Origin of the sequence: Nostoc sp., assembly GCF_036917455.1 — a bacterium.
Classification (GTDB): Bacteria; Cyanobacteriota; Cyanobacteriia; order Cyanobacteriales; family Nostocaceae; genus Nostoc.
Genome location: NZ_JBALDK010000081.1, coordinates 1 through 17,368, shown reverse-complemented (window position 1 = coordinate 17,368; position 17,368 = coordinate 1). Strand labels below are relative to the sequence as shown.

Sequence of the window (17,368 nt, the reverse complement as noted above, 5' to 3'; positions counted from 1 at the left end):
AATATGAAAGAAAAATCTAGGAATGAGATAAAAAACTCTTCATTTAGAGTTTTAGACCTTTTTGCTGGTTGTGGAGGGTTATCTTTAGGATTTCAAAATGCTGGATTTAATATTTTAGCAGCATTTGATAATTGGAAACCAGCGATAGATGTTTATAAAAAAAACTTTAGCCATGAAATTTTTGATTACGATCTTAGTAATTTAAGGAGTAACTATCAAATTTTTAAAGAAAGGTGTCCTGAAATGATTATTGGGGGGCCACCTTGCCAAGACTTTTCTAGTGCCGGGAAACGCAATGAAAATTTAGGAAGAGGAGATTTAAGTATTGTATTTTCTGAGATAGTTACAAGTGTTCTTCCTCAGTGGTTTTTGATAGAGAACGTAGACTTATTTCGTAAAAGCAATAAATATAAAGAGGTTAAACAAATATTGAAAGAGGCTGGATATGGTTTAAGTGAAATAATTTTGGATGCAAGTTTGTGCGGTGTCCCTCAAAAACGAAAAAGATTTTTTTGTTTTGGAGAGTTACAGGGAAAAGACGAAAGTCTAGAACCTTACCTGAAAAAAAAGTTAGCAGATAAACCAATGACCATTAGGGATTATCTGGGAAATAAATTAGAAATTCAATATTACTACAGACATCCAAGAAGTTACCAAAGAAGAGGAATTTTTAGTATTGATGAACCTAGCCCAACAGTAAGAGGAGTTAATCGTCCTATTCCTAAAACCTATAAGAAACATCCTAAAGATCCAGTAAGCGTTATAGAAAACTTGCGCCCATTGACTACAATTGAAAGAAGCTATTTGCAGACTTTCCCTGAAACATTTATTTTTGAAGGTACAAAAACAGACCTTGAACAAATGATAGGGAATGCTGTACCAGTAAAGCTTGCAGAGTATGTTGCTAAGAGTATCCTTGAATATATTAAAGATAGTTTAAATAATTCTATAAGATTTACAGCAGAAAATTTCCATAATTAATTTTAAATGAACGATAAAATGAGAGATGAAACCTCTCAAGTGATTTTTATTTTAGTCATTAAGTTAACTTCTTCTTTTTAAGGTTTATATTAAGTTATTAGTGGAAAATTATGCATCAGTGATTATCGTTTCTATACATTTGTGATTTTATTTTTTGGAAGTCTCAAAGAGAGATGGAATATAACCAATGACCAATGCCCCATTCTCCATACCAATATCTATTGGGCACAAATGACTACTTGCTGCGTCAAGCATCTTATAACTTTGTACGTCTGCTTTAGTTTTTTTGGTGCAAAAGTTCCATAAGCAGGGAACGAACAACTACCAACTCATCAGTTTTGTACTAAGCATAAATACTTGTAGACTATATGCTTAGTAGATTAAATCGTAAAAGCGAACAATGGCGTGTGTGAGTAGCTAATGCATCATTCAAATTTATGAAATCACCTTTTATTGCTCAAAGTTGGCGGCGACTATTCAAGTCTCTTTTTCCGATTCTCATTTTAATATCCTTTATTACGGTATTGCTGATAGACAGTTTCGCCCCTGCGATCGCAGAAGGTTGGGGTTTTGGCGCGATCGCACAGCTACCCCGTCAAGAAATTCGCGGGGTTTGGATGACCACCAATGATTTTGACACCCTCAAGGATCGGGAGAAAGTGCAGGATGCCGTGAGTCAATTACGACGGCTGAACTTCAATACAATTTATCCTGTGGTGTGGAATTCTGGTTATGTAATGTATCCCAGTGCGATCGCACAACGTGCAGGTATTCAACCTTTTGTTTATAAAGGTTCAGATGGACATGATATTCTTGCAGACCTAATTAACCAAGCCCATCGCAAAGGACTGCTAGTAATTCCCTGGTTTGAATTTGGTTTCATGGCTCCCCCAACGTCAGAACTAGCACTGAATTATCCTGATTGGTTCACACAAAAGCGGGATGGTAGCCAAACTTCAAATAGTGCGGCTGGTGAGGTGATGTGGCTCAATCCTTTCCTTCCCCAAGTACAACAGTTCATCACCAATCTAGTGCTGGAAACTGTTAGCCAATATGATGCTGATGGCATTCAGTTTGACGATCATACGAGTTTGCCTTACGAATTTGGCTACGATCAATATACAGTTGCTTTGTACACTAAAGAAACTAAGAATGCTCCTCCAAGGGATGCCCAAGATGCAGCATGGGTAAAGTGGCGGGCAGATAAAATTACGGCGTTCATGGTACAACTTAACCAAGCTGTCAAGCAAAGAAAACCACAAGCAATTTTCTCTGTTTCTCCTAATTACCATGATTTTGCTTACAAGTTTCACCTTCAAGATTGGCTGAGTTGGATGCGGCAAAATATTGTGGACGAGTTAATTGTGCAAGTTTATCGTCCCGATATGCAAAGTTTTGTGGCTAATATTTCTCGCCCAGAAATTCAAGAAGCACAAAAAATAATTCCAACTGGAATTGGTATTATGGCTGGGTTACGAAATAATCCAGTTCCAATGCAGCAAATTAAGTCTCAGGTACGGGCTGCTCAAGAACGCGGTTTAGGCGTAACTTTCTTTTATTATGAAAGCCTTTGGAACAATGCTCTAGAATCCTTAAACGATCGACAAGTTGGATTTGGAAGTCTCTTTCCATCTCCTGCACTCCGCGCTAGAGTTGAATAATTTTCCAGCTTCATTTGAGTTTGACGAAGTTCATAAAATTCACTTTCAGGACTTATACAAAGGTAAGTCTTTTCGTGATTGCAAGTGTTGACGTAGCCTATTGAAGTAATTTCGTAAAAACTGAGATTACTTTAATAGGCTACGTTTCGATGGCAATTTTTCATGGCTAATGGTAGTGGGATAGCCTGTTGTCCTGTATCTAATGGCTGACTAAAATATCCTCAATCTTCTTTTTACCAAACTAAAGTATTTGATACATCACTAAGGACTTTTCAGACATCCTCTTAACTCGACTTTATCCAAAATTAAGAACTCGCTTTCTTTATCCGGCAAAAACCTTGGTTTTTTGGCAAATACTTTTTCTATATCACAGATTATCGCTCAAGTACAAAAACTAAAACTAGCTTTATACAAGGGTTTCAGAGCTAGGTTTTGGATTTTGTAAAAATGGATAAAGTCGAGCTTAAATCGCCGATTATGAAGTATGGCGAGAATTATATTGACGGTGACATAATTTTAGTAGCCCAAGTTGTAACTATTATCGGTGCAGTTGTTGCGATCGCAATAAGTAATGTTGGTCATTTCTCTAGGTTTGTTGCAGCCGATTTGTGGCAAAACATTAAAACAAGTTGAGTGAAACCCAACATCATGTTGGGTTTCACTGTATTCAACTAGCTTAATTAGGTGGTATTGCTTCCGGTGGTGTTTCCGCCGGGGGAGCGAGTACCGCATCTGGCGCAATTTCTTCTACGATAATCGCTTGCTTATCCTCAATTTCAAAATCTGGTTGCGCTGCTTCCACCAATTCAGGAGATGGGGGATGTGGTGGAATAGCTTCCGGTACACTTTCGGTTTTTGTTTTGGTGTCGGTAGTAATTGTCTCCTCTGCTGGTTGTTCTGGTATGACAATAGTTTTGTCGATAATCTCAACACTAGGTTGCTCTCCCAGAACAGAGGCAATATCTTCAGGTTTGGGAATTGTGGGTGGCTTTTTACTCCCTGTTTGTTGCACCTTGTCTTTCACGCCACTAAAGGTGCTACCCAGACCTTTTTGCAATTGACCCAGCCTTTCCTGAAGAGACAGCTTATTTACCTGTTCCTGAATGCCAGTTTTCACCGTCTCAGCACTGGGTACTTGGGTTTGTTGTGCCTGAGGGGTCAGTTGGCGACGTAATGATAAAGTTTGCCAGCCAAACCAGACCAAAAGAGCCACACTAGCCACATGACCCAGCAATAAACCTCCAGTAATGCGTGGTGCAAACACCCATAAGACTAAGGCATAGAATAGTCCTACGCCACTCCAGATAAAGTCATTCTTGCGGTGGATTTCTGGAAAAAAGAAAGCTGCTATGTAAATAGCTAAACTACCAAGACCGACCACTAAAGCTAGGACATACGCCAGCATTATTTGGTTACTCCTTTGACTAGGGATTGGGGATTGGGGATTGGGGACTGGGTATTGGGGACTGGCGATTGGGTATTAGGTATTAAGAAGAAAAACTAATTCAGTAAATTAAATTCCTTCCTAGTCCCTAGTCCCTAGTCCCCAGTCCCTAATCCCGAATCCCTAGTCCCTAAACTAACAATTTTGCAAATTTTACAAGTCAATTGTTGATTTAGATACAATTTAAAATTAATTATCCGTGTTAGTTGTGGATTTTTGCCCTTTATTCAAGTCTTAAGGTCTTCTTTAGGAGAGAACGGAAAATATCGGACTACCCTTAAAGTAAAAGGATCTGCAAGAGTTAGCCAGAAATTTTTTATGACACTACAAAGCTTTGGTGTGATTGGATTAGCCGTTATGGGTGAGAACATCGCTCTAAACGTGGAGCGCAATGGCTTCCCAATTGCAGTTTACAACCGCTCCCGAGAAAAAACGGATGCGTTTATGGCGCAGCGTGCGCCAGGACGGAACGTCAAAGCCGCCTTTACTCTAGAAGAATTCGTTGCCTTATTGGAACGTCCCCGCAAAATTCTAGTAATGGTGCAAGCTGGTAAGCCAGTGGATGCGGTGATTGCTCAACTCAAACCCTTGTTAGAGGAAGGCGATATCATTATCGACGGTGGCAACTCTTGGTTTGAAGATACGGAACGACGCACTCAGGAATTAGAACCCGCTGGGCTTCGGTATCTTGGGATGGGTGTCAGTGGCGGTGAAGAAGGAGCGCTAAATGGGCCTTCACTGATGCCTGGAGGTACAACAAGCTCTTACGAGTTTCTATCGCCAATTTTCAACAAAATTGCTGCCCAAGTCGATGATGGCCCTTGTGTAACCTATATTGGCCCTGGTGGTTCTGGCCACTATGTCAAAATGGTACACAACGGTATTGAGTACGGCGATATGCAGTTAATTGCTGAAGCCTACGACTTGCTGAAAAATGTCGCTGGATTAGACCATAATCAGCTACATGAGGTGTTTGCTGAATGGAACACCACCGATGAACTCGATTCATTTTTGATTGAGATTACGAAGAATATCTTCCCATATCTTGACCCAGAAACAAATAAACCCCTCGTGGATTTGATTGTTGATGCAGCCGGCCAAAAGGGAACTGGACGCTGGACCGTGCAAACTGCATTGGAATTGGGAGTTGCTATTCCCACAATTACAGCAGCAGTTAATGCCCGGATTATATCTTCGATTAAAGACGAGCGGGTTGCAGCATCTAAAGTCCTCACAGGCCCCAGTGGCAAGTATGACGGGCAAACCAAGGACTTTATCAATAAAGTACGTGATGCTCTCTATTGCTCAAAAATCTGTTCTTATGCTCAAGGGATGGCGTTGCTATCCACAGCTTCAAAAACATATAACTGGAATTTGGACTTGGGCGAAATGGCGCGGATTTGGAAAGGTGGTTGTATTATTCGCGCCCGCTTTTTGAATAAGATTAAGAAGGCTTTTAGCGAAAATCCAGCTTTGCCTAACTTGCTGTTAGCTCCCGAATTTAAGCAGACAATTCTCGACAGACAGACTGCTTGGCGGGAAGTAATTGCGACAGCCGCAACAGTAGGAATTCCAGTACCCGCATTTAGCGCATCCTTGGATTATTTTGACAGCTATCGCCGCGATCGCTTGCCTCAAAACCTAACCCAAGCCCAACGCGATTACTTCGGCGCACATACCTACCTGCGTCTTGACAAGCCCGGAAGTTTCCACACTGAATGGGTACCCATTGCTGAAGCCCAGAAGTAAGCTTTTGCACATCTGTATCAAAACTATTGTGAAAGGTTAGTCAGTTTTCTAAATACAGATTTGGAAGTGGCTCTGAAACTCAGAGCCACTTTTTTTAACGTCAGTAGGCGGGCGAGAAAATTTATATATATATAAATATAGTGAAAAGTTAACTAGAGCTATTAGAGTCAAACTTGATAGGTTTTATACTGTAGTTACCCTTTTATCCCCTAACTTTAACGCCATCAATAACAGCATAAGCGAGCTTGAGCGTGGAAAATGGCGATCGCTCCTTCACCGATCCACGCTCAAGCAAAAACTAATCTAGCTTCTACTTACGTACTAAGTTGAGAAGTTCTTTAGGAGAAGCAAGCAAGTCAATCGCTACGAAGAAGATTTTGCCTTGGGGATCGAGCAAAAACCGCCATGCAATATTCATTCCCACACTCGCACCGAACCAAGGGGTTTGGACTTTACCTGTGACTTTTACTTGAGTATAGTTATCTTCCACTGGCTCAGATATACCACGCTCTGGTATCATCTTTAATCCCTGGCATTCTTCACGCATATAAGCGCGGATTGCATCTTGACCAATTATTGGTCTTTCAAAGGGAGGTTGCAAAGCACCTTCAGAAGTAAACAGAGCAACAGCAGCATCAAAGTCGTTGGCATTCATGTTGTTAATATAGCCAAGCACTGTGGGGTTGGTGATACCCTCAATGGTGACTTTAGTTCGAAATGCTGGTGCAGTGGGTGGAGACACAGGCTCTGAGACTTTTTTGTAACTACCGGGGGCATTCGGGTCAAATCCCATGCTCACTACTGTATTGCGGAGAATTGTAATTTGTTGACCTGAATCAGCATTCCTGATTGCTTCTAATACATCAGCAGCCTTGGCAGAAAGTTTGTAGCCTTCTGGAATAGGAGCGACAATTCCCTGAGCCATCCATTCTCCTAACTGATACCAAAAGCCCAACTTGATGTTCACGGTGAAGGATGCATAGGAACGACAGAGGGGAGTGTCAGCACGGTTAGCTAAATCATACATAACTCGTGTTTGAGCCTCGAAAGGCATCTGCTTAATTTGTTCGAGTAAGCCTTGTGCGAGGATCATGTTAGCTGCTCCGGGAGCGGCAACCGTAATACTTCTACCCATCTCGGTATAAGCAAACCAGAGTAATGCTAGTTGATCTTCAGCATTGAGTTGAGAGAATGATTCGACAACTGCTGGAACAACATCAGCAACTAACGTGCCGGGAAAAATACTTTGAGCCGACTTGATGGTAAAAGACATAGCAGATATTCCCAAAAAAATTACGGTTCTATAGAATGTGAAGTCAAATGTGCAAAGACGCAAGGAAATGCGTTTAGCTGTCAATAAAGGCACTAAACATTCTGCGTATGTGGCGTTTTAGATATGCTTTACCAAAGCTATAGGGGGTTGAGTTGGGATACTCGGCAAAGCACATAGAAGACCCAACTGCATGGTTACTTAGAAAACCTTGGTTAACAGTGGTTTAACGCATTCATCTAGTTTTTGTATTTTTATGTAAAGAAATATAACAATTTCGTTACAAATAAGCAAGACTTCTTCGCTTTTGCTTTGATAATTTTTGTTTATAAGAGTTATAAGTTTTAATTAAGCTCTATTCAAGGCAGTTGATGTCTTTGTATGCATTGATTTTCAAGAGCATTCGCATATCTTTCGATGTATCAAATTTCCACAAACAATCCTTCACTGAACTTCTTGTGCCGTCGTGTACATCGCTTATCTTCTCGCACAAATCCAGAATACCCGACCAGATCGGTACGGTTTTTACTATCTACTACTGATTGTCAAGTGCTTGCAAAGAATATTTACAATACATTATATTCATTTACAGATAACAAATGAAAACTTCACTATTGACTAACGCGGTTAGTTCAACAGATTGCAATTGAACTCAAGCTTTATGTTTTGGCAATGATTGGTTTTGTCTTAACTCATTGCCTTGGAAGTTTTCACCGGACAAACTAGCTTTTAGAGAAGACTACAAATTTTCTCCAGTTGACAAATAAAATAATTTAGAGGCAAACTAATGAAAACTGATTTTGATTACCCCAGAAAAGATTTGATTTGAGCAGTCGTTTTTAGACCTGATTTCAACAACTTTGAGACCATCAATGCAAATCAAGCGTGGTCATTGTTTTTCAGTATCGGTCAAGATATAGGAATCTAGTTTGATTTGGATAAAATATACGTAGGATGTGTTATCCCTCTTCTGTCACTCTCCGAAAACATTTGTCATTTCTGACTTCCAGAGCCTTTGTACAGGAAGCGATCGCCAGATTTTTTCCTAATAACAAATACAAGACCAATTTTTTTCTAATAGTATAGCTTGTATTGATTGCCTCATGGGGGTTATAGCGATCGCCCTCCCGGAGAGTGACAGAAGAGGGATAGCACGGAGAGTACGGCATCAAACCCTTGATAATAGTGATTTGAATACCAGGACTTATTTTCACTATTCAATATGTCTAAAAAACTCTGTTTAGCTTTGGAAAAAATTCGATGTTGATTGGATTTATAAAGCTTCCTAATTTGTCAAGGTACTGTGGATATATGGGTTTAGAAGTAGCAGAAATTGTTTCTAAACATCTGGCAATTCAAAGTAAAACATACGTAATTCAAAATAGAAGGATATTGATAAATCAACTTTTAAAGTCTGGTCTAGATTCTCATACAGCAAATCGAACTATTACTGTACTTGTATCAAGCCAGATTTTGCAATTAACCAATAAAAACCAGTTGGCAATTAATTGTAAGGGATAGTAACTGTAAAGGCATTGAATGACGATATTAGAGGTTGTTTGAAAAGTGTTTTGTTGTGATTTTAGGCACTTTTAGATCCCCCCTAACCCACACCAGTCTCTCATGGGGGAAACTCCCAAGACCGCGCTGGCTCCCCTTAAAAAGAGGGAAGAATCAAAGTGTCCCTTAAAAAGGGAGATTTAGAGGGATATAAAACTTTTGATCCTGAAAAGAAGACTTTTCAAACATCCTCTTAGACCTGCCTGAAAAGAGCTACGTTGATATACAACATAATTTTTGTGATCCCATGTTTTTAAACGTGGATTCCCTTCAGAATAGCTGCCTCCTGCCTTCTGCTTTCTGAAAAAAATATAGGGATGATAACCTGTTAAAGGTAGGAAACACTTTCACCACGACTATTCCCCAGTTCAACGCAAACAGCGAATTGCTTCTAATAAACCTCTAGCTTTATTCAACGTCTCTTCGTATTCTTTCTCTGGCTCAGAATCAGCTACCAAACCTGCACCAGCTTGCACGCTAACCGTCTTGTCATGTACTACCATTGTGCGAATTGCGATCGCAGTATTTAATTGTCCTTCAAAATCGTAATATCCATACACACCGGAATAAACACCCCGACGGCTAGACTCTAACTGGTGGATAATTTCCATCGCTCGAATCTTGGGTGCGCCGCTTACAGTCCCTGCTGGAAAGCAAGCTTTCAATAAATCCCATGCTGTTTTATCAGGTGCTAATTTACCCACAACATTGCTAACAATATGCATCACATGAGAGTAGCGCTCAACTACCATCAATTCATCAACTTTAACGCTACCATTTTCACAAACCCGCCCTAAATCATTCCGTCCTAAATCTACAAGCATTACATGTTCAGCAACTTCCTTGGGATCTTCGAGTAAATCTTGGGCGAAGGCTGCATCTTCCTGGGTGGTTTTACCCCGTGGACGTGTCCCAGCAATGGGGCGTACTGTTGCTATAACTCCACCATCTGGATCGGTTTCGGCTTTCACCATCACTTCAGGACTGGAACCGATGATTTGCCAATCTTGGAAGTTAAAGTAAGCCATGTAAGGCGAAGGATTTATCTGACGTAGGGAGCGGTAAAGGGCAAAGGGGTCGCCTGTGTATGCTGTTGATAATCGCTGAGAAATTACTACTTGAAAAATATCGCCTGCTTTAATATAGTCTTTGGCCTTTTGGACACTGGCACAAAAATCAGGGTGGGTAAAATTACTTTTATACTCCTCTGCTTCTCTGCTCCCCTGCTCCTCTGCTCCTCTGCTTCCTGGCGGGTTCCATTCCAATCGAGTTTTTTCTGGGGATAGGGGGAGAGATAGCTTTTCGAGCATTTGGGTGACGCGATCGCCCGCTTGTTGATAGGCTGCGTGTAAATCTACATTGGGGTCGCGTAAATCAGCATAAGCGATCGCCCAAATTTTCCGCTTTATCTGGTCAAAAATCAGTAGGTGGTCTACCTGCATCCACAACCCATCAGGGATATTTCGTTCATCTTGTGCATAGATTGGCACGCGCGGCTCAATCCAGTTAATTAATTCATACCCCCAAAACCCAAACAATCCGCCAATTCCCGGCGGTAGCTGTGGTAACTTGACTGGGTGATAAGGTGCTAAACATTCGGCTAAAGTTGTAAAAGGGTCGCCTGCAAAAACGACCTGCGAACCATCGCGGTTTAATTGGGTGGTGCGATCGCCCCTTGCTTCCAAAACCCAAAGCGGATCGCAACCCACTAAACTATAGCGTCCTAGTTTTTCCCCACCTTCTATCGATTCCAACAAAAAGCTATAGGGCTGACCTGCACAGACTTTATACCAAGCAGATACGGGCGTATCTAAGTCGGCTACCCATTCTTGATACACGGGTACAAAGTTGCCTTGTAGAGCTAGCTGGGAAAATTCAGAGAAATTGGGGAATACCATAAAATAGCGAAGGAATTGGGGATCGGGGATTGGAACTTGGGGATTGGAACTTGGGGATTGGATATGGGTTTAGGGTATCTGGTATGGAGCATTGGGTATTAAGAAAACTTTTTTAGTCTCTAGTCCCAATTCCCAGTCCCAATTCCCAGTCCCAGTCCCCAGTCCCTAGTCCCCAGTCCCCAGTCCCCAGTCCCTATACGTCGTGGGTAGCTTTACCACTAAACTTTAGTTGTGATGGATTGGGATTTTGCCCAATGCCGCGTGGGACATAACGCACTTTTTCACGACCTTCATTCACTTTTTCGGGGAAGACACCATCAGCTGGGTGAAGTAAAGTGGTTTCTCCGTTAGGTAAAATCCGGTAAACTTTGTAATCTGTAATTTTGAGTTTCCGGAGTTGCTGACCGCCCAAAAAGATGCCATATTCTTTACGAGCTATATACAGCAGGTTTTCACCTTTCCGCATAGTAGCAGCACCACCTGTAGGTAATTCAAATACCTGCTCTTTCGGGCTAGTCCAAGTGATAGCGTACTTTTCTTCCACTTCTGCTTTCTTTAGCAAGCCACCAGTGCTGCCAGGAAATAGTGGGGTTTGTCCAGAGAGTGTTTCTGCCATATAGATGATTCTCTCAACGTTTTTAGGGAATCCTAACACTGCAACCAGGGTCGTGTTGCGATCGCGTTATAGACTGTAACAGTTTTTAGTGTTTTAGTCATTTGTCATTTTTTAAAAGCCAATGCCCAATGCCCCATGCTCAATGACAAAGGACTAATACCTATTTACTCTTGACTTTTGCCCGCTTTTCCTCATGGCTATTCTGAACAATTGGGATGGTGAAGTGAAACTGGCTACCCCGATCTTTGCCAGTTGACTCTGCCCAAATTTTTCCACCCCAGCCATTAACAATTTGACGACAAATAGCTAAACCAAGTCCAGTTCCGCCAGTGGTGCGGCGTAGCGCTCCCTCTTCCTGATAGAAGCGGTCAAAAACGACTTCTAAACGATTCGGCTCAATACCGCGTCCAGTGTCAGCCACAGTCACCTCGACCATTTGATGGCTGTTGGAAATCGCTTTAATGGTGATTTCTCCTTCCGAGGGCGTAAATTTACAAGCATTGTCCATGAGTTTTGCTAGTACCTCTACTAGCCAATCACCATCGGCTCTCACCAAAGGTAGGTTTTCGGCAATTTCAGTCTTGATTTGGGGTGGTTTTTCCGTTGAGGAACGGGGGCGATTGCGACTGAGTGCTAAATCCACACACTCTTGTAAAGTGAGAGATTCTGGATGCCATTGCACTCTACCGCTTTCTAAGTTGGAAAGTGTGAGGAAATCTTGTACCAATTTTCGCATCCGTTCTGAGTCAGAAAGCGCAGTGTTGAGCATAATCTGCTGCAACTCCAAGGGCATATCTGGCTCACTAGCGAGACTTTCTAAACACACTTGAATGGTGGATAGGGGGGTACGCAGTTCGTGTCCAGTGATGGCTATCAGGTTACTGCGGGTGCGGTCTAGGGCTTCTAGCTGTTGGTTAAGTTCTTCTAGGTTGGCGTAGGCTTCCGCTTGGATCAGGGCTGCTCCTACTTGGGTGGCGATCGCTTCTACCAAATCTAATTCCCCATGTTGGCACTCGTGCGGTGGCATTCGGCAGTAGTGCAATTCCACAATGCCCAATAATCGCCCCTGATAAAATACTGGTTCCATCAGCCAAGAACGAATGGCAAACTTTTTGGCAATCAAGGAAAGTCCTGGGGAATTGTTCACCCGAGGGTCATTTAGTGTATCGCTAATACAAACACCCTCGCCTTGTTGCACAATGTCCTGAAAGAGGGAATTTTTCTCTAATTCCCAAGTTTGTCCACAAACCGATAAAATACCAGGATTCAAAAACTCGTGTTCAATGATGGCTTGGCTATCTGTGGCTTGAGCGCGGTAAATTAGACAGCGACAAGCTTCTAGGTGTTGTCCTAATTCTTGTGCAGCCACTTGGAGAACTTCATGAGGATCGAGCGATCGCCGAATCGCAGTACTAATTGAGTTGACTAATCGTTCTTTTCGTGCTTGGGCAGCAATGGAACGGTAGGCTTTGTGTAATTTGTACTGACTAGCTTGCAAATAAGTTACTAAGCGCTGCACAAAGGGATCTGTATCGATGTCACAAGCATATTCGTTAAACTGTTCTGCTCCAGAATTGCTTCGTGGCTGTCCGATGCCAAACCTCTGACGTGCCTCCTCAATTTTATTTGCCAGTTCGGGTCTGTAAACCAAAATCCTGTCTAACAGCAATTCGGCTGCTTTGAGGCTAACTCCCCTTTCTGATGTCCAAACTCCCTCAAATCTTCGGGCTGTATCTATATCGAGATTAGGGCTTAGTTCTGGTAGTTGCTTGTTTTTAGCAATAGAACTAAGGCTTTCTCGACAAACGAGACAAGTTGCATAATTGTCAGCAATCACTACCAAATGCCACTCATGACTTAAACCGTCCTTTGGTTCAAAAGCGATCTTTTCGTAGTGTTCCGAACTGTTGGTAAAATCCGTTTCTGGAGCAGATAATACGTATATTTGATTACTTCGCAAGGCAAGTCGTTGATAGCGATGAGCTTCTTGGCGGTAGAATCGCTCTCGCTGAAAACTAGCAATTACAAGGGGTTGGGCTAAAGTCGCAGCCAAAACTTGATCTTCCATCGCGTGGGAGAGCGCCGTTAGTGAAGCCTTAAAATATAGCTGGGGCCGCAAGTATGGTAGGGACTTTAGCAGATCACTCAGCACAGAAGTCGAAATGCTCATGAATTATTGTTAAACGCTCAACCTCGATCAGATCCACGTCACAGCTGCATTGTACAAATTCCAAGGGACTCTCAAGTTAAATAGAGAGTTGCAATATGTAAAGAACGCAAAAATGCACTTTTCGCCTAAGCAGGCGCAACATTTTGTTACCAAATTGATTTGTTGATTGACAACCTACTACGCTTAATATACATTCTTGACTAACTTGGAAATATGCTTGCACAGCTAAAATCTGGCAAATCTAAGTACCAAGACAACTAATTACTATATCTTTTTGACTTTATTTTCACAAACGACCACCGATAATTGAGACTTCATGCGTCGGCGTAGACATCGCCCACTTGAGATTCATACCAACTAAATAAATTTTCTTACCGAAAAACCATTACTGCCGTATAATTCAATCCATAATTATTGATTAAAGTAAATTAATCAATTAGCGATCGCAAGTTTGTCTAATTAAACACCACAGATATTCAAGACAAAATCATATAATAGTTTAGGGAAGAAATACTGTCTTTACCCAATAAAAAGCGGAAATTTCGCATTTTCGCTGACTATACTATACATATCGGATCTTAATAAAATTCAACTACTAGAGAATTATCTAAAAATCCCAGCTTCCTGTATTGAATTTAGACTTATACAATATAAATTTATAAATATTTACTTATATGGATTTGAGTACTGCTATTTTTTCAGCAGTACATAAGAATTATTTTGGCTAGAATAGCTCAAACAAGTTTTTAGAGAGCGGATTTTTTCTCCAAATACCACAAAAATCTACAACCTGTACACGGAACTTTGGCTAATGACACCGGATACGCTAATGACCTCGGAAAAAATTTTCCTGGATGGAAAAACTTTTATTCCTGCCGAACAATTACCTATCCCGGAGTGGCCTTGTGTTGTGAGTGAAAGATCGCAACCGACACTGACGGTTAAAGATGATGATTTATTTTTTGTGACAGATACTATCGGGAATATTTCTGGCTGTTCCCTCAACGATAGCAATCCCAGCATGGGACTGTTTTGTTGTGATACAAGATTTCTGAATCGCTTGGAGTTGCAAATTGAAGGGCGATCGCCTGTACTTCTCAGTAGTACTGCCGAAAAAGGGTTTTCCCTCTCAGCTTTGTGTACTAACCCCAAAATCGACGAACGCCTCAGAGCCGAAACTATCGGAATTCGGCGAGAAATAGTCCTCAATGGCGCACTATTTGAAGAAATAGAGATATCTAACTACAGCACAACAACTGTCAATTTTGAACTAAGCCTTAGCTTCGATGCAGATTTTGTTGATTTGTTTGAAGTTCGGGGTTATGACAGAGAAAAACGAGGTAGACTTTTACGACTAGTAGAACCGACGACGGAAGAAGGAACATTTCCTGTCGTCGATGGTGTTTCATCAGTACCTAAAGACCCATCAACTTTTAGGGAAGAATCCTTAACACTTGCCTATCAAGGTTTGGATGGATCGGTGATGGAATCTCGGATTTTATTCCAGCATCGGCAACCAGACTCTTTAAAGGGTTACACTGCGGTTTGGCAGCTAGAGTTGGCTTCTCACGAAACCCAAAAACTGGGTTATCGGGTGAATATGTTGAAAAACAACCAATCCAGTTCAACTGTAAGTGCCGCCACTACATTAGGACAGGCGAAAGCTGCTGAGTTGATGGAGGAGCAAAACTGGGTACAGCAAATTACCCGCATTAGCTCAGATAAAAGCACCTTCAATCGAGTGATTGAGCGGGCCGAGCAAGATATGTATTTGTTGCGCCAGTCTTTTGGTAAGCATAAGACTGTTTCGGCGGGAGTGCCGTGGTTTTCTACACTATTTGGGCGGGATTCGCTGATTACAGCTTCCCAAACCCTGATGTTAAACTCGCAAATCGCCAAAGAGACTCTGATATTACTGGCGACATACCAAGGTAAATTCGACGACGAATGGCGCGAAGAAGAACCGGGTAAAATTTTGCACGAGTTACGTTTGGGAGAAATGGCTCGTTGTCAAGAAATTCCCCATACACCATACTACGGTACAGTTGATGCAACTCCCCTGTGGCTAATGTTGTATGCCGAACATTATGCTTGGACTCACGATCAAGAACTCTTAGAGTTACTTTGGCCCAATGCTCTAGCAGCAATGGAGTGGATCGATCGCAATACGCAACAAACCAGTTACCTCAGCTACTTTCGTAAATCTAAACGCGGTCTGGTTAACCAAGGTTGGAAAGACTCTGGTGACTGTATTGTAGACCACAAGGGAGAATTAGCTAACGGCCCAATTGCCCTTTGTGAAGTGCAAGCTTACGTCTATGCTGCAAAAATGCGCCTAGCAGAAATAGCGAGGATGAAAAAGCGCCTTGATTTGGCAGATCGTTGGCAAGAAGAGGCTAGAAGTCTGAAGGTTCGTTTTAATCGAGATTTTTGGGTGGAAGACCAAGATTTTTGCGCCTTGGCTTTGGATGGAGATGGCAAACCAGTAGACAGTATTACCTCAAATCCTGGTCATTGTCTGCATTTGGGTCTTTTCACTCACGAAAGAGCCTATAGTGTAGCAGAACGGTTGCGGGCCCCAGATATGTTTAATGGTTGGGGCGTTCGTACCCTGAGTAGTTTGTCACCCGCTTACAATCCAATGGGTTATCACACTGGTTCAGTTTGGCCCCATGATAACGCTCTGATTGCAATGGGATTGCGATCGCTGGGTCTAATCGATCAAGCCTTAGAACTTTTTCAAGGTTTATTCGATATGACTAGTCGGCAGCCTTACCAACGTCCTCCAGAACTATTCTGCGGTTACGAACGGAACGGTGATAATGCCCCTGTCCAGTATCCAGTTGCTTGCACTCCCCAAGCTTGGGCTACTGGTAGTGTCTTCCAACTGCTGCAAATGATGGTCAACTTAGTACCTGATGCTCAAAATAACTGCTTGCGAATAATCGACCCCGCTTTGCCAGAATCGATTAATCGCCTGTCATTTCATAATTTGCGAGTCGGCCCCACCATCCTCGATTTAGAATTCGAGCGTTCTGGGACTACGACTGCTTGTCGCGTTGCCAAAAAACGGGGCAATCTGCGGGTAGTTATCGAAGCATAGAAAGAGTAGGGAGTGGTGAACGATCTACTCCCTATTTTATGATTGGTGCAACACCAAATAGCCCGTCGTAGACATCGCTCTAAGCCTGACCTGAAATTCAGCACAGGGCTTTTATGCTACCATCCACTCCAACGTAGTGTTATTTTGCTTCATCACTAGTGTGTAGAGTTCTCAATAATTGCTCTGTAAGCTCGATCAATTCATATACAGAATTTTGCGTAAGTTCTGTAGTTTTGAATGCACTTCTAAATAATAAATCACAGGTTATTCTATGCTAATAACCTACAAGCAGATAACTCCTGCTACTCATAACAGAGGAATACTGCCATTATTAGCTGTTGCTGGTCGCTCATTAACTTCGTTGAGTGCTTCACGAATTATTTCATCACTTACACCATGCCGTTTCAGGCTCTCAATTAATGTAGAAACAGTATCACCCTCAAGTCGCTCAAGATCAGATCGGAGTCCTTGTCCGATGTAAGCGCGAACCAATGGCTGATAACCAGAAAATCCTAACAATGGTGCTACTCGCTTCAAATCCTCAATCACATCTTCGGGAATGCGAATTGTGATTGTTGTCATTGGACGATTTTTGTCGAGTCGCTTTTTTAAGACTTCAGCTTTCATAGTATTCACGTTCCTTGCGCGTCGCTTTCCGAGCCGAGATAATCCGAATCATGTCGTTTTCACACTCAATGTAGACGACGTATAAAACATTCCATCGTCTGTCCAAGCCAATCACAGCATCCCGATGTTCATCATTGCGGCTTGCATCCACCACCACTAGAAACGGATCGAAAAAAGTTTCTACGGCTTGCTGAAATAGAACTCTTGCATAAATATTTTGTGGTATAATATTGAATTGTTTTAATTTCAGATTTTGCAATTAAAATAGTCAGAATTTATCAATTTTTTC

13 protein-coding genes are annotated in these 17,368 nt (G+C 41.9%); 5 read left to right on the top strand and 8 right to left on the bottom strand.

What is annotated here, in order from left to right; genetic code table 11:
* Window positions 1-3: 3 nt before the first annotated feature.
* From V7K42_RS08915 to V7K42_RS08905, 3 genes are all read left to right on the top strand, one after another.
* The gene (locus tag V7K42_RS08915; RefSeq protein WP_334915408.1) at window positions 4-981 is read left to right on the top strand and encodes a DNA cytosine methyltransferase; all 978 of its coding nucleotides are present in this window, start codon (window positions 4-6) and stop codon (window positions 979-981) included.
* Window positions 982-1,418: 437 nt separating this feature from the next.
* Complete coding sequence (locus V7K42_RS08910; RefSeq protein WP_334915406.1) at window positions 1,419-2,642, top strand: glycoside hydrolase family 10 protein; 1,224 nt, start codon at window positions 1,419-1,421, stop codon at window positions 2,640-2,642.
* A gap of 447 nt (window positions 2,643-3,089) precedes the next feature.
* Window positions 3,090-3,275, top strand: a complete 186-nt coding sequence (locus V7K42_RS08905; protein ID WP_334915404.1) for a hypothetical protein — start codon at window positions 3,090-3,092, stop codon at window positions 3,273-3,275.
* A 43-nt stretch (window positions 3,276-3,318) separates the two neighbouring features.
* Here the strand turns inward: V7K42_RS08905 and V7K42_RS08900 are convergent, their stop codons facing one another.
* Window positions 3,319-4,047 carry a Ycf66 family protein gene (locus tag V7K42_RS08900; RefSeq protein ID WP_334915402.1) on the bottom strand — a complete coding sequence of 243 codons (729 nt, stop codon included), beginning with the start codon at window positions 4,045-4,047 and terminating at the stop codon, window positions 3,319-3,321.
* Between the two features lie 357 nt (window positions 4,048-4,404).
* On the opposite strand from V7K42_RS08900, the gene gndA reads away from it, so the two are divergent.
* Window positions 4,405-5,835, top strand: coding sequence for an NADP-dependent phosphogluconate dehydrogenase (gene gndA / locus V7K42_RS08895; RefSeq protein ID WP_334915400.1), 1,431 nt, complete (start codon window positions 4,405-4,407; stop codon window positions 5,833-5,835).
* 310 nt (window positions 5,836-6,145) lie between these two features.
* Here the strand turns inward: gndA and V7K42_RS08890 are convergent, their stop codons facing one another.
* The 5 genes from V7K42_RS08890 to V7K42_RS08870 form a co-directional block, all read right to left on the bottom strand.
* Window positions 6,146-7,108, bottom strand: coding sequence for an orange carotenoid protein N-terminal domain-containing protein (locus V7K42_RS08890; RefSeq protein WP_334915398.1), 963 nt, complete (start codon window positions 7,106-7,108; stop codon window positions 6,146-6,148).
* A gap of 956 nt (window positions 7,109-8,064) precedes the next feature.
* Window positions 8,065-8,319, bottom strand: a complete 255-nt coding sequence (locus tag V7K42_RS08885) for a hypothetical protein (protein ID WP_334915396.1) — start codon at window positions 8,317-8,319, stop codon at window positions 8,065-8,067.
* Window positions 8,320-9,033: 714 nt separating this feature from the next.
* Window positions 9,034-10,563 (bottom strand): anthranilate synthase component I, encoded by a 1,530-nt coding sequence (gene trpE, locus V7K42_RS08880; protein ID WP_334915394.1) that lies wholly within the window; start codon window positions 10,561-10,563, stop codon window positions 9,034-9,036.
* A gap of 193 nt (window positions 10,564-10,756) precedes the next feature.
* Entirely contained in the window at window positions 10,757-11,179 is a 423-nt protein-coding gene (locus V7K42_RS08875) for a photosystem I reaction center subunit II PsaD (protein WP_334915392.1), read from the bottom strand.
* 160 nt (window positions 11,180-11,339) lie between these two features.
* Entirely contained in the window at window positions 11,340-13,349 is a 2,010-nt protein-coding gene (locus V7K42_RS08870; protein ID WP_334915390.1) for a DICT sensory domain-containing protein, read from the bottom strand.
* Window positions 13,350-14,160: 811 nt separating this feature from the next.
* Here V7K42_RS08870 and V7K42_RS08865 point away from each other — a divergent pair.
* Entirely contained in the window at window positions 14,161-16,452 is a 2,292-nt protein-coding gene (locus V7K42_RS08865; protein WP_334915388.1) for an amylo-alpha-1,6-glucosidase, read from the top strand.
* A 306-nt stretch (window positions 16,453-16,758) separates the two neighbouring features.
* Here the strand turns inward: V7K42_RS08865 and V7K42_RS08860 are convergent, their stop codons facing one another.
* Complete coding sequence (locus V7K42_RS08860) at window positions 16,759-17,079, bottom strand: hypothetical protein (RefSeq protein ID WP_334915386.1); 321 nt, start codon at window positions 17,077-17,079, stop codon at window positions 16,759-16,761.
* The gene (locus tag V7K42_RS08855) at window positions 17,069-17,338 is read right to left on the bottom strand and encodes a BrnT family toxin (RefSeq protein WP_334915384.1); all 270 of its coding nucleotides are present in this window, start codon (window positions 17,336-17,338) and stop codon (window positions 17,069-17,071) included. Before V7K42_RS08855 ends, V7K42_RS08860 begins: the two co-directional genes overlap by 11 nt.
* Window positions 17,339-17,368: the final 30 nt, after the last annotated feature.

What these genes read in the sequence shown, in the direction of transcription:
- V7K42_RS08910 (WP_334915406.1), top strand. Translation starts at nt 1,419, where the DNA reads ATGAAATCACCTTTTATTGCTCAAAGTTGGCGGCGACTATTCAAGTCT.
- V7K42_RS08875 (WP_334915392.1), bottom strand. Translation starts at nt 11,179, where the DNA reads ATGGCAGAAACACTCTCTGGACAAACCCCACTATTTCCTGGCAGCACT.
- V7K42_RS08865 (WP_334915388.1), top strand. Translation starts at nt 14,161, where the DNA reads ATGACACCGGATACGCTAATGACCTCGGAAAAAATTTTCCTGGATGGA.
- V7K42_RS08890 (WP_334915398.1), bottom strand. Translation starts at nt 7,108, where the DNA reads ATGTCTTTTACCATCAAGTCGGCTCAAAGTATTTTTCCCGGCACGTTA.
- V7K42_RS08870 (WP_334915390.1), bottom strand. Translation starts at nt 13,349, where the DNA reads ATGAGCATTTCGACTTCTGTGCTGAGTGATCTGCTAAAGTCCCTACCA.
- V7K42_RS08905 (WP_334915404.1), top strand. Translation starts at nt 3,090, where the DNA reads ATGGATAAAGTCGAGCTTAAATCGCCGATTATGAAGTATGGCGAGAAT.
- V7K42_RS08915 (WP_334915408.1), top strand. Translation starts at nt 4, where the DNA reads ATGAAAGAAAAATCTAGGAATGAGATAAAAAACTCTTCATTTAGAGTT.
- V7K42_RS08860 (WP_334915386.1), bottom strand. Translation starts at nt 17,079, where the DNA reads ATGAAAGCTGAAGTCTTAAAAAAGCGACTCGACAAAAATCGTCCAATG.
- V7K42_RS08900 (WP_334915402.1), bottom strand. Translation starts at nt 4,047, where the DNA reads ATGCTGGCGTATGTCCTAGCTTTAGTGGTCGGTCTTGGTAGTTTAGCT.
- gndA (WP_334915400.1), top strand. Translation starts at nt 4,405, where the DNA reads ATGACACTACAAAGCTTTGGTGTGATTGGATTAGCCGTTATGGGTGAG.
- trpE (WP_334915394.1), bottom strand. Translation starts at nt 10,563, where the DNA reads ATGGTATTCCCCAATTTCTCTGAATTTTCCCAGCTAGCTCTACAAGGC.